General features: G+C 62.5%; 22 protein-coding genes. 7 read left to right on the top strand and 15 right to left on the bottom strand.

The window, feature by feature from the left end:
* On the top strand, positions 1–179 hold a 179-nt coding region (locus FQV27_RS10495; protein ID WP_186827278.1), incomplete at its 5' end, for a 5-deoxy-glucuronate isomerase.
* Positions 180–256: 77 nt separating this feature from the next.
* Here FQV27_RS10495 and FQV27_RS10490 read toward each other — a convergent pair.
* The 3 genes from FQV27_RS10490 to FQV27_RS10480 all read right to left on the bottom strand — a co-directional run bounded on the left by FQV27_RS10490 (position 257) and on the right by FQV27_RS10480 (position 3,666).
* Positions 257–1,855: an alpha/beta hydrolase family protein gene (locus FQV27_RS10490; RefSeq protein WP_147098107.1), complete on the bottom strand. Its 1,599-nt coding sequence runs from the start codon at positions 1,853–1,855 to the stop codon at positions 257–259.
* A gap of 186 nt (positions 1,856–2,041) precedes the next feature.
* Positions 2,042–2,944 carry a sugar kinase gene (locus FQV27_RS10485; protein WP_147098102.1) on the bottom strand — a complete coding sequence of 301 codons (903 nt, stop codon included), beginning with the start codon at positions 2,942–2,944 and terminating at the stop codon, positions 2,042–2,044.
* Positions 2,941–3,666 carry a GntR family transcriptional regulator gene (locus FQV27_RS10480; protein ID WP_246133067.1) on the bottom strand — a complete coding sequence of 242 codons (726 nt, stop codon included), beginning with the start codon at positions 3,664–3,666 and terminating at the stop codon, positions 2,941–2,943. Before FQV27_RS10480 ends, FQV27_RS10485 begins: the two co-directional genes overlap by 4 nt.
* Positions 3,667–3,895: 229 nt before the next feature.
* Here FQV27_RS10480 and FQV27_RS10475 point away from each other — a divergent pair, with 229 nt between their 5' ends.
* Positions 3,896–4,201, top strand: a complete 306-nt coding sequence (locus FQV27_RS10475; RefSeq protein WP_147098100.1) for a cupin domain-containing protein — start codon at positions 3,896–3,898, stop codon at positions 4,199–4,201.
* Positions 4,202–4,291: 90 nt separating this feature from the next.
* Here the strand turns inward: FQV27_RS10475 and FQV27_RS10470 are convergent, their stop codons facing one another.
* From FQV27_RS10470 to FQV27_RS10460, 3 genes are read right to left on the bottom strand one after another with little or no spacing between them, the layout of a single operon-like run.
* Positions 4,292–5,101 (bottom strand): glycosyltransferase family 2 protein, encoded by an 810-nt coding sequence (locus FQV27_RS10470; protein ID WP_147098098.1) that lies wholly within the window; start codon positions 5,099–5,101, stop codon positions 4,292–4,294.
* Positions 5,098–6,654 carry an ArnT family glycosyltransferase gene (locus FQV27_RS10465; protein WP_147098096.1) on the bottom strand — a complete coding sequence of 519 codons (1,557 nt, stop codon included), beginning with the start codon at positions 6,652–6,654 and terminating at the stop codon, positions 5,098–5,100. The genes FQV27_RS10470 and FQV27_RS10465 overlap by 4 nt, the downstream gene beginning before the upstream one ends.
* Complete coding sequence (locus FQV27_RS10460) at positions 6,651–6,938, bottom strand: lipid-A-disaccharide synthase N-terminal domain-containing protein (RefSeq protein WP_147098095.1); 288 nt, start codon at positions 6,936–6,938, stop codon at positions 6,651–6,653. The genes FQV27_RS10465 and FQV27_RS10460 overlap by 4 nt, the downstream gene beginning before the upstream one ends.
* Before the next feature lie 168 nt (positions 6,939–7,106).
* On the opposite strand from FQV27_RS10460, the gene FQV27_RS10455 reads away from it, so the two are divergent.
* Complete coding sequence (locus FQV27_RS10455) at positions 7,107–7,760, top strand: response regulator transcription factor (protein WP_147098093.1); 654 nt, start codon at positions 7,107–7,109, stop codon at positions 7,758–7,760.
* Positions 7,757–8,995: a histidine kinase dimerization/phospho-acceptor domain-containing protein gene (locus FQV27_RS10450; protein WP_147098091.1), complete on the top strand. Its 1,239-nt coding sequence runs from the start codon at positions 7,757–7,759 to the stop codon at positions 8,993–8,995. The genes FQV27_RS10455 and FQV27_RS10450 overlap by 4 nt, the downstream gene beginning before the upstream one ends.
* Positions 8,996–9,035: 40 nt before the next feature.
* Here FQV27_RS10450 and FQV27_RS10445 read toward each other — a convergent pair whose 3' ends face one another.
* The 5 genes from FQV27_RS10445 to FQV27_RS10425 form a co-directional block, all read right to left on the bottom strand.
* The gene (locus tag FQV27_RS10445) at positions 9,036–10,373 is read right to left on the bottom strand and encodes a HAMP domain-containing sensor histidine kinase (protein ID WP_246133066.1); all 1,338 of its coding nucleotides are present in this window, start codon (positions 10,371–10,373) and stop codon (positions 9,036–9,038) included.
* Positions 10,370–11,041, bottom strand: a complete 672-nt coding sequence (locus FQV27_RS10440; RefSeq protein ID WP_147098089.1) for a winged helix-turn-helix domain-containing protein — start codon at positions 11,039–11,041, stop codon at positions 10,370–10,372. The genes FQV27_RS10445 and FQV27_RS10440 overlap by 4 nt, the downstream gene beginning before the upstream one ends.
* A 70-nt stretch (positions 11,042–11,111) precedes the next feature.
* On the bottom strand, positions 11,112–11,732 hold the full coding sequence (locus FQV27_RS10435) for a PepSY domain-containing protein (protein WP_147098087.1): 621 nt from the start codon (positions 11,730–11,732) through the stop codon (positions 11,112–11,114).
* 193 nt (positions 11,733–11,925) lie between these two features.
* Entirely contained in the window at positions 11,926–12,408 is a 483-nt protein-coding gene (locus FQV27_RS10430) for a DUF2127 domain-containing protein (RefSeq protein WP_222611687.1), read from the bottom strand.
* Between the two features lie 75 nt (positions 12,409–12,483).
* Positions 12,484–12,702: a hypothetical protein gene (locus FQV27_RS10425; RefSeq protein WP_147098086.1), complete on the bottom strand. Its 219-nt coding sequence runs from the start codon at positions 12,700–12,702 to the stop codon at positions 12,484–12,486.
* A gap of 204 nt (positions 12,703–12,906) precedes the next feature.
* On the opposite strand from FQV27_RS10425, the gene FQV27_RS10420 reads away from it, so the two are divergent.
* Complete coding sequence (locus tag FQV27_RS10420) at positions 12,907–13,698, top strand: COG4705 family protein (protein ID WP_147098084.1); 792 nt, start codon at positions 12,907–12,909, stop codon at positions 13,696–13,698.
* A gap of 50 nt (positions 13,699–13,748) precedes the next feature.
* Positions 13,749–14,480, top strand: coding sequence for a phosphatase PAP2 family protein (locus tag FQV27_RS10415; RefSeq protein ID WP_147098082.1), 732 nt, complete (start codon positions 13,749–13,751; stop codon positions 14,478–14,480).
* 20 nt (positions 14,481–14,500) lie between these two features.
* Here FQV27_RS10415 and FQV27_RS19025 read toward each other — a convergent pair whose 3' ends face one another.
* Complete coding sequence (locus FQV27_RS19025) at positions 14,501–14,656, bottom strand: cupin domain-containing protein (RefSeq protein ID WP_222611686.1); 156 nt, start codon at positions 14,654–14,656, stop codon at positions 14,501–14,503.
* A complete protein-coding gene (locus FQV27_RS10410; RefSeq protein WP_222611685.1) occupies positions 14,635–15,045 on the bottom strand; it encodes a helix-turn-helix domain-containing protein in 411 nt (136 codons plus the stop codon). Before FQV27_RS10410 ends, FQV27_RS19025 begins: the two co-directional genes overlap by 22 nt.
* A gap of 170 nt (positions 15,046–15,215) precedes the next feature.
* Between FQV27_RS10410 and hisD the strand changes: the two genes are divergently transcribed.
* A complete protein-coding gene (gene hisD / locus FQV27_RS10405; RefSeq protein WP_147098080.1) occupies positions 15,216–16,505 on the top strand; it encodes a histidinol dehydrogenase in 1,290 nt (429 codons plus the stop codon).
* Here the strand turns inward: hisD and FQV27_RS10400 are convergent.
* Positions 16,493–17,845, bottom strand: a complete 1,353-nt coding sequence (locus tag FQV27_RS10400; protein WP_147098078.1) for an amidase — start codon at positions 17,843–17,845, stop codon at positions 16,493–16,495. The two genes, hisD and FQV27_RS10400, sit on opposite strands and share 13 nt — an antisense overlap.
* Positions 17,832–17,993 carry a hypothetical protein gene (locus FQV27_RS18885; RefSeq protein ID WP_186827277.1) on the bottom strand — a complete coding sequence of 54 codons (162 nt, stop codon included), beginning with the start codon at positions 17,991–17,993 and terminating at the stop codon, positions 17,832–17,834. Before FQV27_RS18885 ends, FQV27_RS10400 begins: the two co-directional genes overlap by 14 nt.
* Between the last annotated feature and the right edge of the window lies 1 nt (position 17,994).

Raw genomic sequence — 17,994 nt, 5'->3', positions numbered from 1 at the left:
ATGACGGCAGCCTTGATGAGACCATGGCCGTCAGAAACGGCGACGTCACCTGCGTCCCCAAAGGCCACCACCCCTGCGGCGCCCCCCACGGCTTCGAGCTCTACTACCTCAACGTCATGGCAGGACCACGCAGAAAATGGAGATTCGTCCCAGCACCAGAGGTCGAGCGAATGATGTGAGCCAAGCGAAGGACAAAGCTGGCGAGCATCTTCCGGGTGACCGCCAGCATCAGCGGCGGTGACAATCGGCTGTCTTGTCAGCGATCTGCCGGGTCGCTCGTCGGGGCCCAATCTGCAGGCGCCGACAGGACCAGCTCGCGCAGGTCGGAAAATGTCGCAGCACCCGGTATTGTCTTGTTCCCCTTCATGACCGCAGTCGCGAAGGCGACCATACGCTGCTGCATGAATTTAATATTGGGCTCGCCATATTCGACTTCGGAATGCGGGCCGCGCACGACGACCAGTTCCTTCGGCGCACCGGCACGCCTGTAAAGATCAAGCGTGCCTTCCAGTCCGCCCGCGACATCCCATAGCCCGCGACCGATGAACGTGGCCGGCCACTCGCCGATATGCTGCATGATCTCGCTGGTTGGCAGATAGGCGATATCATAGTCGCTGCGGAACGCGCCTTCGCGAATGGCGCGGGCGGGGGCATAGCCCGGACCCTTCGCGAACTCTGCCAGCAGCATCCCTGCCTTCACATTCACGTCTCTTTTGGGTCCGCACACCGTTTCGACAGCATCGAAGCTGCAATCGCCGACCAGAGCGTCATGCATTGCGAAAGCCACAACCATCGCCCCCTGTGACGGTCCGGCAAATATCAGCGGAATTTCGGAGGACTTCTGACCGCCAAGCAGAATGCCGGCTGCATCCGGGCCTGCCAGAACGTCGCCGGCAGGGTTCACGAGGCGCAGCCCCGCGCCGCTGTCGAATTCTTCCAGCGCGGCGAACAGATCGCGCGCCATCAGCGCGTTGTTGCTGGCCTGCCGCCCGCCAGAAATACCGTGGCCCCGCTTGTCGAGCGTAAGCACATCGAAACCGGCTTCGTTCAGCGCAAGGATATAGCCGCGCCAGGCCGGGGTTCCCCATTTCTCCGACCGCTCGGTCGGAAACGTGACATCGACATATTCGCCGGTTGCCGCGTCGCGCGTATAGGGCATGTCGTCGGGATGCTGCATGGCGGTGGTTTCGATGGTTCTGCCGGCGACGAGCACGATCAGCGCACGCTGGACCCGACCCTCGGCATTCTCGACCCCGTCCCCCTCGATATACCAGCCACGCAGCCGCCATGTCTGATCCTCTGGCACGTCCATATATTTATGCTCGTTCGGCTCTGAGGCGACCGTTACCTCGACCGTATAGGTGCGACCCTCGACCGCAGCGATCGGCTCGTTATAGGGGGGCTGACCGAAATAGGCAGGACGGCGGACCTGCGTCAGGTCGATATTGCCCGCAAGCGGGTCAATGCGGCCATTCGGATCGACGCTGCCGGTATTGCGAAAGACATTCTCGCCGCCCTGACCTTCGATCACGGCCATTTCGCTGTCGAGACACGCCGCACCCTGAGCCTTGCAATCCGCCCAGGCCTTGCGGATTTTCGCATCGGTGAACTCGTCGACATAGAAATCGCCTGCGTAGCCGGCTGGCGGCAGCAGGCCGGTCGGGGTGAAGGGAATGCAGGTTTCCGAGCCTTCCGTCCGGTCAAGATATCCCGGCCATTCTTCTTGCTTGCTGACGCGCGGGATCGCGCTGTGGCATTCGACGGCGGGCGCGGCAGGGCTGACATCTTCGGCCCATCCGGCAAGCGGCAGGCCAGTGCCAAGGCAGCAAAGGGCAGTGCACAGTGACAGTCGCATCTCGTCTCCCTCGTTCATCAGCAAGGGTAGGTGGCGGCCGGGTGCTGTCAACGCGAATTGCCCGGATAAGCTGCTTGAGCAGAAGTGCTGCCGGAAAATCGTGCAACAGGCGATGCCAATGAAGATGGGACGAGACGGCGGACAGGAGCGACACGCAGCTACGCGGGCGCGAAACGTGCGTCGGCGCTATTGCCCGATATCCACAAGTGCGCCGTATTGGCCGATCACCCTTGCTGACAGGTCCGCACCGGCCAGCACCGCATCACGCGTCTGTTGACCGTCCAGCAGCGCGGCCAGAAAGCCTGCATTGAAGCTGTCACCCGCGGCAGTGGTATCGACGACATTCGTGCTTGGCCGGATGGGAATCACGATCTCCTCGCCGTTCGCCACAGCGAGAATGTCGCCAGGGCCGTTCTTCACGACGACGCTCTGCGCGCCCACGCCCAGATAGCGCCGCGCGGTTTCCGCAGGATCGGAATCGCCGAACCACGCCGCCTCGTCTTCATAAGACGGCAGCACGGTATCGGCCACGCCTGCAATCGCCATGACGGCGGCCGTCATCTGCGCCGGACTTTGCCACAGCCTCGGGCGCAGGTTCGGATCGAACACTACCTGACCGCCAGACTGCCGGAAATCGCCCAGAATACGGGCGAGTATCTCGCGGTCTGCTTGCGGCAGAATCGCAATCGTAATGCCAGAGAGATAGGCGATCTGGGCACCTGTCAAAGCCTCGCGCAGCCTGTCGCTGTCCTGCATCATCGCGCGCGCGGCGCTTTCCCCGCGCCAATAGGCGAAGCTGCGCTCTCCCTCGTCAAGCTGGATCATGTAGAGCCCGACAGTCCGGTCCGCCATTCGCTGAATATGCGTCGTTCCGATCCCGGCGCTTTCAAGAAAGGCCAACATCTGATCGGATATGTTGTCGGTGCCGACGCCGGTGACGTAATCAACCTGATCCGAAGGGCCAAGCAGCCGGCGCAGATACCAGGCGGTGTTCAGCGTATCGCCCGCGAAGCCAAGCTGATAGTGACCCTGCCTGGCGGTCGCGGAAAACTCGACCATGCATTCCCCGATGGCAACGACTCTGGTCATGCCGATGTGTCCACGAACCAGTCGTGGTTCTGCGTCTTGATCTGTTCGATCAAGGTCTCGATCCGCGACAGGTGCCGCGTCATCTCTGCTGCCGCTGCCTCGGAATCGCCGGAGGCGATCGCCGCAAGGATTGCCACGTGCTCCTGCAGCGCAAGCTTCTGAGAGCGTGAACTGAGCGACAGCATGCGCACCCTGTCCATATGCGCCTTGTGATCGTGGATCAGGTCCCAGACATAGTCGTGACCGGAACGGGCGCAGATTGCGCGGTGAAAATCCTCGTCCAGCTTGTGAAACAGCTGCGCATTGTTGTCGTCGGCTGCTGTGGCCTGCTGGTCGATCAGGTCCTGAAGCGCGGCGATGTCATCACTGTCAAACACCTCGCAGGCGGCGCGGGTCGTCTGGGTTTCCAGCGCCGTCCGAATGAAGCGTGCCCTGAGGATCGCCTCTTCCGAGATCAGGCTGACGATGGTGCCGCTTTGAGGACGTATCACCAGAAAACCCAGTCTTTCCAGACGCTTGAAGGCCTCTCGGACAGGCTGACGAGATACCCCGAGACGCTTCGAGATGTCGGATTCGCTCATCTTCGTCATCGGCGGCAGTTCCAGCGTCAGGATGCGTTGCTGCAGCAGCCTGAAAACCTGATCTGCGACCGACGGCCGCGTCGGGGGCGTAAGTGTTGGAAGGTCTAGCGACGCTTCGCGCTGTGTCCCGATATCATTCACGCTGATCGGTTCTCCGGCTCGGTCCGAGACGACATTAACAACATTCGTCGCCAATCTGACAACTAGAATATTAGTTGACACCACGATCTTTGAAAACCTAGGGTATCGGTCGTCAGAAATGGACGCGATTGATCATCCATGATGAGCGATCACCATGCTGGGCGCGGGCTGACGTGTCGGCTCGCAATAGAAGCCATCGGACTTTGATGTCAGCCCAATGAGGGGAAGCATGAGCTATCCTGAAGTTACCACAGATCCCGGCGTGACCCGCCAGGTCCTCGCCGAAAATGCTGACATGATGGTCGTTGCGTTCCGCTTCGACGCGGGTGCCAAAGGCGCGTTGCACAATCACCCGCATGTGCAGTCGACCTATGTGAAGACGGGGCGCTTTACCTTTGTCATGGACGACAGGGAATATGAACTTGGTCCGGGCGACAGCCTCGTGATCCCTTCGAATGTCCGGCACGGATGTACCTGTCACGAGGCAGGGACGCTGATCGACACGTTCACGCCACGCCGCGACGATTTTCTTTGAAATTAAGCTTATAACCGTCTGAAATCGCGGGTTCTCCATGATGTCTGTTCCTGCGGCCGCAGCGATGCGCGACACCGTCCAGCTTCGCGATCAGTTCAGCACGGGATCCTGCACAATCGCGGTCCGGGTCCGGGGCAATGGTGGCTGATCTTTTCCGGCGGTATCGGCAAGGCCCATCGGCAGTTCGTGCGTTTGGGGAAGCTTGCGGCGGCCAGTCAGCCACGCCGCGCCAAGCAGATCGACGATGCCGACCAGTCCGCGCTGGAGGTTGCTGTATTTCGAACGGCCAGACAGGCGCTCGGCATGGGTCACGGGGACGGTCACGACATTCCAGCCCTCGCGATGGACCATGGCCGGCATGAAACGGTGGATGTGGTCGAAGAACGGCAGCGACAGATAGACGTCGCGCGGAAAGGCTTTCAGGCCGCAGCCGCTGTCGCTGACCCCGTCGTGCAGCAAGGCGTTGCGGACGCGGTTGGCGAAGCGCGACGCCCAACGCTTTGACCAGGTATCCTGACGATTAACGCGCTGCCCCTGAACCAGCCCGATCCGTGCTTCCGGTGCTGCCTGCAGCAAGGGTGCAAGCAGCGCGGGCAGGTTTCCGGGCGGGTTCTGGCCGTCGGCATCCAGCGTTGCGATAAGCCGGCCTCGCGCTGCCATGACGCCCGTTCTGATCGCCGCCGATTGGCCGCAGGCGCTTTCATGGCAGATCACGCGAAGCTGCGGCATCCGGCGCCTTGCCAGCGCCAGAACCTGTCGCGTCCCATCGCTTGACGCGTCGTCGATCACGACGATCTCGTGATCGGTGTCAGCCATGACGCGCCCGATTTCCGACAGGAGTTCACCGATATTTCCGGCTTCGTCGCGGGCGGGAAGGATTATTGAAATATCAAGCGTCATTCCGCCGTCTCCTTCGGTCGATAAAGCGTATAGTGGCCGCTGCGATAGGGGAGCGTGCCGATTGCGCGCATTCCGGTCAGCGGATCGGTGGACTGGTCGAGCAGCAGGCCGTCGGGATGCTCGTGGCGCCAGCGCTCGACAGAGGCCGGATCGCCCAGCCTGGCAACCGGCTGCGTCAGCCGGCCCGCGAAATTGAGCTGCGCGTGATAGGTGCCGTCGGTCACGGCGATGCCCGATTTGTCATAGGGTGCCACGGCCTTGCCAAGCGCGCGCATGTCGTAATGCCCGAACAGCAGCGGGCTTGCCGCAAAGTGCAGACCCACGATCAGCGCAAGCGGCAACGCGGCGAGCGCGATCGTGCTGCTGCGCAGTTTCAGGAAAGCTGCGGCCCCTGCGGCAAACGCAAGAATGCCAAGCACACCCGCCCAGACGGGCAGGCGAAATTCCATTCGCTGCAGATCGGCGATATTGCCGGTCATCGCCGCCAGCACGACCAGCAAAACCAGCAATACCGGCAGCGCGAGCCACAGGTCACGCGCGCGCCATTGCCGGGCGGGCAATCCCCCCGAAATCAGCAGCGCCAGCGCGGGAAGCTCTGGTATGATGTAATGCAGTTGTTTGCCGCTGATTGCCGAAAAGATGATCAGCGCACCCAGAAACCAGACCACCAGCATACGCGTCTGCGGCGAGGCCGAAAGGATAGCCGGGCGCAGGCTCGACAGCCCGCGCAATGTCCAGCCGAACGGCCAAAGCATCAGAGGAAGCAAGGCAAGAAAGAACCAGAACGGCCGCTGATGCGCGAATGACGACACCATCCGCCCCGCGCTTTGACGCCACAGAACCTCGGTCCGGTAAGCCTCGCCGCCGAGGATGATCGAGGGCAGAAGCCAGAGCGCGACGAAAGCGAGTGCGACAAGAATAGAGAGGCCAACCCCGCGATACCAGACGCCCGGTTTGGGCTGCGGTCGGCCGGCCCAAAGCGGCATCAGCAATGCGACGGGCAGCACGTGGATCAGGATAACCGGCCCTTTGGCATAAACGCCAAGCGCGATCGCTGCACCAAGCCACAGCCAGTTGGCGCGGCGATGCGGGTCTGTTGCGGCTTTCCAGATCGCCAGCATCGCTGCGAGTGTGGCAAAGCCCAGCATCGCATCGAACATTGTTGACGAACCAAACAGCAGGAAAAGCGGCGAGACGGCAAGGATCAGCGCGGCGGCCCCGCCCCGCCACGGCTGGTCGGGCCATAGCCGCTTTGCCAGCACGCCCGTCGCTGCAACCGAAGCGACGGCGAAGGCGGGCGCAACCAGACGGGCCGCGAATTCGCTGACGCCTGCCACCATCCAGACCAGATTGATAAGCCAGAACAGAAGCGGCGGCTTGTGCCCGTAAAGCGCGCCATTCAGATGCGGCACGAAGACCGGGCCACCCTGATGCATCTCCCAGGCGGCGGCGACATAGCGCGTCTCGTCAATCGGCAGGAGGGGGCGCAGCAGAATCAATGTCAAAACGGTCAATGCGTAAAGCAATGTGACCGACCAGATCGAAAGTCTCATGGCGTGGTCGCACCCTCGTTCGCACGGCGGTGCTGACGGATCAGCATGAGGTTTCGGGCATAGACGAAAAGTCCGGTGCCCTGGCCGATGATGAAAACCGGGTCCCGCCGCCAGATCGCATAGGTCAGAAGCGTGGTGCCCCCGGCAACGGACAGCCACCAGAACGCGAGCGGAATCACGCTTTGGCGCGATCTTTCGCTTGCCAGCCACTGAACTATGAAGCGTGCGCTGAACAGGGCCTGTCCCAGAAAGCCAACGCCGATCCAGATCATCTGCTCGGACATGAAATCAATCCAATTGTTTTTTTCGTGCGCCGCTCTGACCACCCGAACCTTACGCAAGACTTACAACCTTGGCCTTGAACGGGATTTTCCGGCTCTCAGGCATAGGCGATTGAATTGCGCCGTTTGCGGGGCCATGAAGAAGACTGACGAACGAACGGAGGCGTGGCCGTGCGCGTGCTGGTGGTCGAGGATGAGGCCGATATTGCCGATGCAGTGCAGCGTTTTCTGCAGGGTCAGGGTCATGCCGTCGATCTGGTCGGCAATCTGGCCGATGCCGATGCGGCATTGTCGGTGGCGGAATTTGATGCCGTCCTGCTGGATCTGGCGCTGCCCGACGGGCAAGGGCTTGACCTGTTGCGCCGAGAGCGGCATCGCGGCAATCGTGTTCCGGTCATCATCGCCACTGCGCGCGACCAGATTGCTGACCGCATTGCAGGCTTGAACGCGGGCGCCGACGATTACGTGGTAAAGCCGTATGATCTGGGCGAGGTCGAGGCGCGGCTTCGCGCGCATGGCCGCCGCGCAAATGGCGACCCGGCGGCGGAAACCGCGCTTGGCGACCTGCGGATCGACCGGGCCGGGGCGCGGCTTTTTCGCGAGGACATCGAAATCCGGCTGACATCGCGGGAATGGGCTGTGTTCGAGGCGCTTCTCGCGGCCCGCGGCCGCCTTCTGTCGCGCAGGACACTTGAGGAGCGCCTTTACGCCTTCGAGGATGAGATCGCGGGGAATGCGGTCGAAGTTTATATCTCGCGTCTGCGCAGCAAGCTTGGCAATGGCGTGATCGAGACGCGGCGCGGTCTTGGATACCTGATCCCATGACCGGGCCTGACATCACGCGAAGAAAGTCTGCTGGAGGCTGGTCGCTGCGCGGACGCCTGCTGCGTCGGGTGCTGATCGGCGTCGGGCTCGGCTGGCTTCTGGGGCTTATCCTCGCGATCTCGGCGGTCAGGTACGAAATGGGCGAGTTGCTGGACGAAAGTCTGGGCGGGATCGCGCAGCTCTCGCTGTCGATCTATCGCGAGACCGGTGATGTCGCCTTGCCGCCCTATTCCGGCGACACCCAGCTTCGCATCATCCACAACGGCGATGAAAGGCTTTCGGCGGCTTGGCCCGCGCTTGCACAGGACGGCGGTTTCGACGTGGAAGGCTGGCGTGTGGTCCGGATCAGCGATCCGGCCAGCGGCCTTGTGGTCGAGGCGGGGCAGAACGATTCCTGGCGGCGCGAGGAGGTCGTCGAAACCGTCGGCTGGCTGGTCGTGATGATGTTGCCGGTGCTGGCGCTGACGCTGCTGGTGGTCAGCCGCGCAGTGACATCGGCGCTGCGCCCGACGGACCGCTTCGCGCGGCAGTTGCAGGCGCGCAAGCCCGGCGATCTTGACCCGATCCGTGCGCCGGGCCTGCCGCGTGACCTTGCGCCCGTTGCCGCATCGATGAACCTGTATCTTGACCGGATACGCGGGCATGTCGAGGCGGAGCGGCAGTTTGCCACCCATGCGGCGCATGAATTGCGCACCCCGGTTGCGGCCGCATCTGCGCAGGCGCAGGCGATTGCTGCGGGGATTGCGGATACGGGCGCGCCGCAGCGCATCGTCGAGGCGTTGCGCAGGCTGGGCAGCCTTGTCGACCGGCTGCTGCTTCTGGCGCGTGCCGATGCAGCGCCCGCAGGACTCGGCCAGTCCGATCTGGTGCAGGTGACGCGCATGGTCATTGCCGAGATGCGCGGCAATGTCGTGTTCGACGATGGTGATGTCGATCACGTGCAGGTCGCGATCCACCCCGAAGCGCTTGCGCTGATCCTTGGCAACCTGCTGCGAAACGCCCGCGATCATGGTTCCGGGGCGGTGCGTGTGGCGCTGACGGAAGGGCCGGTTCTGACCATTTCGAACCCGATCCGTCCGGGCGAAGGCTATCGTCATGCCGCGTTCGAGAAATCGGCGCGGACGGGCGGCACGGGTCTGGGGCTGGACATCGTCCGCAAGATCGCCGGCAAGGAAGGGATCGGGCTGGAATTCGACGATTCCGGCAACCGCGCGCGCGTGACGCTGATTTTCTGACGCGAAGGCAGACTTTTTCGCGGAATGTGCCTGCTGTTCGTCAGGTTTCAGGAAGTTCTGGAAGATCGATTACAACGCGCAGTCCCGGCGCGTTGTCATGCAGCGACAGTTCTCCACCATGCAGCTTCACGATCGCCTCCACCAGACTGAGGCCCAGCCCGCTGCCGGGCGTGCTGCGGCTGCGATCCAGACGGTAAAGACGGCGCATTACCTTTCCACGTTCTGCGGCTGGAATGCCGGGACCGTCATCCGCGACGCTCAACCGGGTGCCGTCCAGCGACAGCACCACCTCGCAGCCGCGAGGCGTGTGGCGAAGCGCGTTCTCAAGCAGGTTGGTGACAATCTGACCCAGCAGGGCGCGGTCGCCCATGACGTTCGCCTCGCGTCCTATATCAACGCGCAGGCGGTGATCGCTTTCCTCTGCCGAAGGTTCATACAGTTCGGCCATGGTGCGCACGATCCCTGCGAGATCGACCGGCGCAAAGCGCAGACGCGGGCTGCCACCTTCGATCTGGGCGATGCTGAGAAGCGACTGGAAGGTCGAGACGATACCTTCGATTTCTGCCTCCGCGCGGTCAAGAGCGTCGGGTGCGGTGCCTTCGGGCAGCGCCTCGCGGGTCTGCGCAAGCTGGACCGATAGCCGCTGGATCGGGGTTTTCAGATCGTGGGCGATATCCGCAGACACCTGCCGAAGCGCCTCGGTCGAGGCTTCCTGCGCCTCGGCCAGCTTGTCGATGCCAGCACCGACGCGCGACAGGTCATCGGCAGGTCCGGGCATTGCGGGCAGTCGTGCCGACAGGTCGCCACTGCGCAGCCGGTCAAGCGTTTCCTCGATCGCGCCAAGCCGCCGCGCAGAGCGGCGGGCACTTAACATGCCGGCGGCAAACACGAGCACGACGGTTGGCAGCAGCGTGAAGCCCAGAACCTTGCCGAAAACTTCGCGCAATTCCTCGAAAGAATCGGCGGCTTGCCCGACGGTCAGCACACCGCCAGAAACCTCGCGGCTATTGACGATATAGCGATCGGACAAATCGTCCCGGTCACGCGGGTCGAATTCGCGCACCCCGCTGCCGGGAACCTGCTGATCCAGATTGCCGGTGACACCGTCGGGGCCATCATAGCGCAGGATCATGGTTTCCGGGTCCGCCTGCAAGGCAAGCCGCGCAACGGCTGCCGCTATCGTTGCCGGATCGCCCGAGGCCGACAGCTCTGCCAGTTCCAGATCCAGCGTGTATTCTGCCGCATCGAGAAGTGTCTTGTTGGCCAGCCACCATGTCGCGATGAAGGTCAGCAAGCTAATCAGAACGAACAGCGCAACAAGCCGAAGCGTTAGCCGCATCGGCGTTGAGCGCAGCATGTCCTGCCAGTCGGATCTCACGCCTCGATCCTGTAGCCGGCACCCCGGACAGTCTTGATCAACTCTGTCTCAAACGGTTTGTCGACCTTGCTGCGCAGCCGCGAGATGTGGCTTTCCACAACGTTCGTCTGCGGATCGAAGCTGAGCTCCCATACAGCCTCCAGCAGCATCGTTCGGGTCTGGACACGGCCCTTGCGCCGCAGAAGGCATTCAAGCAGCGAGAACTCGCGCGGCAGCAGGTCAATCTCGGCACCTGCGCGGGTCACTTTGCGCCGGATCAGATCCATGTGCAGATCACCGGCGGTCAGGATCGCGTCGTCCTGTCGCATCTGCGGACGGCGCGCAAGCGCTGTCAGGCGCGCAGTCAGTTCGCCGAAGGCAAAGGGTTTGACCAGATAATCGTCGCCCCCGGCATTCAGCCCCTCGATCCGGTCATCGACACCGCCAAGCGCGGTCAGGAACAGGGCAGGGGTCAGATTTTTTGCCGCGCGAAGCGTGCGCACAAGCGACAATCCATCCAGATCGGGCAGCATCCGGTCAACGACCAGAACATCGAAATCGCTGGTCTGCGCCGTCAGCAACCCTTCGCGGCCATTGCGGGACAGATCAACGACATGGCCCTCTTCCCGAAGGCCATTGGCGATATAGTCGCCGGTCGTGCGATCATCTTCGATCACCAGAATCCGCATGTTGTCCCGTCCCATTATCAGGCCGGCCCCCCGAAAAGGGACCGGCATTTCATATCAACTGGCGGCTGGATCAGCCGGCGGTTTCAGCGCCTTCGCCCTGTTCGCCCTGTTCACCATCTTCACCATTTTCGCCCTTTTCGCCATCATCGGCGGCTTTCTGGGTCAGGGTGCCGTCGGCAGCCATGGCGAATTCTTGCGTGGTGCCGTCGGTATTGGCAAGCTCGACCTCGACGGTGCCGTTCGCGCCGCCGTCATGCTCGGCACTGATCGACATCACCTTGCCCGAACCGTTCTGCTCGGCCGTGGCAACAAGCTGTGCGAGGGGTGCGCCAAGCTGCGCGGGATCGACGATATCGTCTTCATCGGCGTTGGCGACATCGCCTTCGTCATTGGTCTTGATGACCTTGCCGGTGCTTGCATCGACCTCGACCGAGACCTGCTTGCCATTGGCAATCGTGTCGACCTCGTAGAAGCCCGTGCCGTTCTTGTCATCGAACTCGGCTGCAACAGCCTTGCCGCTGGTCGCCGTTTCCGCAGCGTTGATTGCGGCGGCGATGTCCTGCGATGCACCCAGGAAGGCCTGAACCTCAGCCTGGTCGTTCTGGTGGCTGTCTGCGAAAGCAGCGCCCCCTGCAAGAGCGGCAGCGGAAACCGCACCAGCGGTCATGAGCGTAACCAGTTTACGTTTCATCTTAGTCGTTCCTTTCGGTTCATCGTTGGGCGTGATTGCCTTTCGATGACCTCAAGTTGGGTATGGCCGATGACCGAAAAATCGCCGCTGAATTACCTGTTCGTAATCTTCGCCACTCTCTTCACGCGCCATAACGAAGCCGCCCCGCCATGATCGGCGGGGCGGCTTTTCCAAGGATTTCTGAGGGCATGGATCAGTCTACAGGCAGATGCTTTCGAAGCAGCCGCCATTCGTGCCAGACCAGCACCATGACGATCAGATCGAATACGGTGAGCACGAGCAGCCCGAACGAGTGCGTATAGCTGTAGCGGTAAAGCTGATAGGCAATGAAGGCTGTCATCGCGACGAGCGAGGCGGGATATGCGATCAGCTTCTCGCGCAGCAGTCCGATCACCAGCACGATCTTGATAAGCCCGTGGCTGAGCAGATAGAACGCATAGAACGATTGCGTCGAAGCATTCAGCCCATGTGCCGCAGCCAGCAGATGGGTCGCGATCATGTCGCGGGGATTTTCAGCAAGCTCCGGCCGGGTCAATACGCTGACCCAGCGCACGACGCTGTCGGCGCTGATCAGGTAGAATGCGATACCGCCGGCGATTTCGATCAGCGCATGCAGACCTTTCAGAATGACGCTGAGGCGAAAAATCTCGTGGATGCGATGTTCGGTTATCTGCATGACAGTCATGCCCCCGCGCGGCTCGTTACACGAGACTTCCTTTGCCAGCCGCGCGGCGGCCGATCAAGCCTGCCTTCAGGCGGCCGTCGGGTTGGCCGGTTCGGCGGTCGCGACGGATACGCCATTCGCGCGGCTGGTATCTGCTTTTGCCGCACCGACCGCCAGCTTCGCAGCGGCCGCGACCACAAGGCCGATCACCATTGCGGCCACGGCAACCACAGTTCCAAGTCCGATTGCCGCCGCCCCGGCCGAGACCAGCAGAACAGTTGTGATGGTGGTTTTCAGTCGTTTCATCTCTGGCACTCCTTTTTTTCGATGACATGACAGTTGGGCAGGCCGGCTGACGTCACGCTGTCGCCCGGATTACGGTTTTGTAACCCAGCGGAGGGCTGGCCGCATTACGGAACCGTAATCTGCGCTTAATCGCGGCGTCAGCCGCCGTTGCCATGCAGGAGGGCGACGAAGCGCGACTTCGCCCATATCGCAAGGAGTTCTCTCATGTCACAACTGGACACAGCGCCGACGCCCCCGCTCAGCGGCGCATTCAACAAAGTCCCCGAAGTCACGGCCTTTTTCTGGATCATCAAGATCATGGCAACGACCGTGGGTGAGACGGGTGCCGATTTTCTGATCTTCAATATGAAGCTCGGCTTGCCGATGACATCGGTTCTGATGTCGATTGTGCTGATCGCTATTCTGGTCGCGCAGTTTCGCGCGGATCGTTACCGCGCCTGGATTTATTGGCCGACCGTGACCATGATCTCGGTTGTCGGGACGCTGATTACCGACAGTCTCGTCGATACCTATGGTGTGCCGCTGGAAGTCACGACCGCCGTGTTCGCGGTCCTGCTGACTGCGACCTTTGCGATTTGGTATGCACGCGAAAAGACCCTTTCGATCCACGCGATCGACACGCCGTCGCGGGAAGGTTTCTACTGGCTGGCGATCCTGTTCACCTTCGCGCTTGGTACCGCTGCCGGCGACTTGATGGCCGAACGGATCGGACTTGGCTATCTGCCGTCGACCGCAGTTTTCGCGGCCGGCATCCTGCTGATCTTCGCGCTGTGGCGCAGCGGACATCTGGGCGCTGTTACCGCCTTCTGGATCGCCTATATCCTGACCCGCCCGCTTGGCGCCTCGTTCGGCGATTTCCTGTCGCAGCCGGTGGCAAATGGTGGTCTTGGCCTTGGCACGACGGTCACGAGCATTGCCTTTCTGGCTATCATTCTTGGGCTGGTCGGTTATCTGGGCCTGAGCAAGGTCGATCTTGAACAGTCGCGCCGCGCGTGACGAACACGGCCCTGGCATCTGCTGCCGGGGCCTTTTACGGAAGCACAATCATGACTGCACATTCCCTTTCAATCCGATTGGCACTGCTTTCGCTTCTGGGGCTGATCATCGCCTCGGTCCTGTTCACCGCGAAGCCGCAGATCGACCTGAATGTCAGCGGCTGGTTCGCGGGGGCCAGTGGCAAGGATTTTGTGATCAGTCAACAAAGGGTCTGGCAGGAGGTGCGATTGTTTTTCAGGATCATCACCACTGGAACCGCGCTTCTTATGCTGGCCTTTCTGGTCCACAACCTGCTGAGGCCGAACGCGGCAATCGGCAGAAATCGCGCCCTGGCTTTCATTGTGGCGGCCTATGCGCTTGGTCCGGGTCTGATCGCAAATGGCTTTTTCAAATCCTTCTGGGGCCGGGCAAGGCCACGCGACATTGTGGAATTTGGCGGAACACATACCTTCACGCCAGCTCTGGTCCCGACCGATCAGTGTCGTCTTGATTGCAGCTTCATATCGGGCGAGGCCAGCAGCGCAGCCGCGATCTCTCTCGCATTGCTGCTTGCGGCGTGGCCGCGGCTGAGCCACAGGGACAGGGTCCGGGGAAGTGTGGCTGCCGCCAGCTTTACTTTGTTTGTGTCGGGGCTTCGTATCGCCTTTGGTGGCCATTTCCTGAGCGACACGGTCTTCGCGATCGTCATCATGGGCGTAATCGTGCCTGTCGTGCATTTGATTGTGATCGGGCGAGCCGAGCAGCCGGGCGTGATCACAACCCGTCCGCCAAAAGGTGCATGAGCGCGCGTGGCCGGTCAGGTTCAGTAAGACGGCGGAGAGATGGCGCTGACGATCTCGGCGGTTCCCGTGCCTGTATTTCTGAAGCGGTGCGGCTCGCGGCTGTCGAAATAATAGCCGTCACCGGCGCGAAGCTCTCTCGTCTGCTGGCCGACGGTCACCTCGACCCGGCCCGACACGACAAACCCGCCTCTTGGGCGACATGGGACAGCATTTCGCCCGTATCAGCGGCGGGCGCATAGGTTTCCTTCAGAAACTGGAAGCTGCGATAGGGGTGGTTCAGGCCAATGAGGCGATAGGAAATCTTGTCGGGATTGCCGATCTCGGGAAGCTCTGCCGCGGGATAGAAGGGGCTGCCGCCGCCGTCGCGCAGCCCGCCCAGGAACTCGGCCAGTCTGCTGCCGAGCGCGTCCAGAATGGCCTGCATCGTGTCGATGGTCGGGCTGATCGCGTCACGTTCGATCATCGAGATGGTTGTGTGCGAAACGCCTGACCTGATCGCCAACTCGCGCATGCTCAACTGTCGGCGCAGCCGCAGCGCCTTCAGGTCATTCCCGATCTTGGCCATTATACATTCCGTTTCTTGTTCTGATAGAAGATTAGTTAGCGTTTTCTTGCGCTGCAACGGAAATTTTATTTTCCGGCCACTGCCGCTGCCGGATTTTCACAGCTTTCGCGCGCTAGACTTCGCCCGCACACCATCGAGTCGCGCCAGCGCCGTAAACGAAGGATCAAGACATGACCGAACCTGACATCTTGCCCGGCGTCAGCCACCTGAAGTCGCCGGCCAGAAGTGCCGCCTCTGACAATGCCCCCGTGGCAGAGACGGTGGCAGAGGTTCTGGCCCGCGTCAGGGAAGAAGGCGATGCCGCCGTGCGCGATTATTCCCAGCGGTTCGACAAGGCCGATCTGACCCGGTTCGAGGTCAGCATGGACGAACGCGAGGCAGCCGTCGCCGCCCTTGATCCGCAGACGCGCGAGGATACCGAATTTGCGATCGCCAATGTCCGTGCCTTTGCCGAGGCACAGTTCGCGACCATCGGCGTTCTGGACGATTTTCAGCCACGGCCCGGTGTGCATATGGGTCACCGCGTGATCCCGCTGGAACGTGTCGGCTGCTATGTGCCGGGCGGGCGCTATCCGCTGCTTTCGGCTCCAATCATGACCATCGTGCCCGCCAAGGTCGCTGGCGTGGATGAGGTGATTGCCTGCCTTCCACCGAACGCCCATCAGGCGATGATCGCGGGCTGCCATCTGTCCGGCGCGGACCGCATCTTCCGCATCGGCGGCGCGCAGGCGATTGCGGCGATGGCTTTCGGCACTGAAACCGTGCCGCGCGTGGACAAGATTGTCGGCCCCGGCAACGCCTTCGTGAACGAGGCAAAGCGTCAGGTCTTTGGCCCCGTCGGGATCGACCAGCTGGCCGGTCCGTCGGAGATCTATATCCTTGCCGACGAAACCGGCGACGCCGAGATGATCGCGACCGACCTTCTGGCGCAGGCCGAACATGATGTGCGCACGCGCGTGGGGCTGATTACGACCGATAAGGCTCTGGCCGAGGCCGTTCTGGCCGAGGTTGACCGGCAGCTGGAAACCCTGTCCACCGCTGATACGGCGGGTGATGCATGGCGCGATTATGGCGAGATTGCCGTGTGCGACGATGAGGCCGCGATGCTGGCCTATTCCGATCTGATCGCTGCAGAACACCTGCAGGTCCATACCCGCGATCCGCAGGAAACGGCGGGCAAGCTGCGTAACTATGGGTCGTTGTTTATCGGGCCGCTGGCGAGCGTGGTCTATTCCGACAAATGCGCGGGCACCAATCACACGCTGCCGACGATGGCGGCGGGGCGCTATACCGGCGGGCTGTGGGGCGGGGCTTATGTGAAGGTGGTGACGCATCAATGGCTGACGCCGGAAGGCGTCCAGCAGGTGGCGCCCGCCGCCGTGCGCCAAAGCGCCAGCGAGGGGCTGGAAGGCCACCGCCGCGCGGCTGCCCTGCGGCTGGAACGGCTTCAGGCGAAATAGGGCCGCTGCGCCGAATGGTCGGTCGCGGCTTCGAAGGCCGCGCCGATCCGGCAGATCATCGCCTCGGCCCGCCTGGCCCCGACAATCTGCATTCCCAGCGGCAGGCCCTCCGAAAAGCCGATGGGGACCGACATCGCCGGGTGACCGGTCAGGTTGAAGGGCAGGGTGCGCATCACGGTCCAGACGGTCTCATCTCCGCGAAACGCCGCGACGGGCGGGGCAGGGGCCAGCGTCGTCGGTGCTAGGATCACGTCGCATTCGTCCAGAAGCGCGTCGATTGCGGCGCTGATCCTGTGTCCCGCAGCTTGCGCCCGCGCGACATCCTCTGCCGTGAGGCCGACGCCCCCTGCCAGGCTTTGACGCGGCTGACGACCATACAGATCGAAGCTGTCAGTCAGGCCGTCGCGATGAATTTCCAACGCCTCGGAATGAAGAATGACTGCACCTGCTGATTCTGCCAGTGCGTAGTCAGGCATCCGGACCAGCGTGATCTCCGCACCCAGCATCGACAGGGCCGAGGCCGCATCGTCCACCGCGGCGACCAGATCGCGCGCGGCATCGGGATCATGCGCGAACCAGTCGCGGGCATAGCCGATGCGCAAACCTTTAATGTCGTGTCCAAGCGCCGCCGCAGCGCCGCAGCCGGGGGCCATCGCGTCCAGCATCAGCGCCGCCTCTGCCACGCTTGCCGCCATCGGGCCAAGATGGTCAAGGCTGGGTGACAGCCGAAAGACCCCGCCCATCGGGACGAGTCCATAGGTGGGTTTCAGGCCGACGATCCCGCAATAGGCCGCAGGGCTGCGAACCGACCCGCCGGTATCGGTGCCGAGCGCCAGGCGCAGCATGCCGCCCGCGACGGCCGAGGCAGAGCCGGACGACGACCCCCCGGTGATATGATCCGCCGACCACGGATTAAGGCTGGGCGGATAGGCCGCATCGAAGCTGGGGCCGGTCAGCGCAAACTCATATGTTGCGGCGCGCGCAATGGGGATGGCACCCGCGGCGCGCAGGCGGGTGATAACGGCAGCATCTGCCGTAGCGACGCGGTCCGCGAAGCGCCGGCTGCCGCAGGTTTTGGATTGCCCTTCGATGTCGATCAGATCCTTCACCGCGAAGGGGATACCGTGCAGCGGACCGCGATCGTCGCCTGCTCGCAAATCGCGTTCCGCGTTGACCGCTGCCTGCCGTGCGGCGTCGGCATCAACACCGACCAAAGCGCTCAGCGTCGGGTTCCGTGCCGCGATCCGGTCCAGATGCGCCTCGATCAGATCCGGGACACGCAGGCGACGATCGCGCAGCTGCGATGCGATTTCTGGGATCGGGCGATCAGCGGGGTTCATCCGGCACCGCTTCTTCGGCCTTCAGCAGCAACGCGGCGCGCTCGAGGCTGAGAAACACCCGCAAAGCCGCCGCCTTGTCGCGCGCGTCCAGTTTCAGCCCCGCCTGTTTCAGCGCCGCGTCGAAACGCCCCTGTTCTTCGCCCGCCATG

Origin of the sequence: Paracoccus aurantiacus (genome assembly GCF_007993065.1) — a bacterium.
Taxonomy (GTDB): Bacteria; Pseudomonadota; Alphaproteobacteria; order Rhodobacterales; family Rhodobacteraceae; genus Paracoccus; species Paracoccus aurantiacus.
This window is presented reverse-complemented; position numbering and strand designations above follow the sequence as displayed.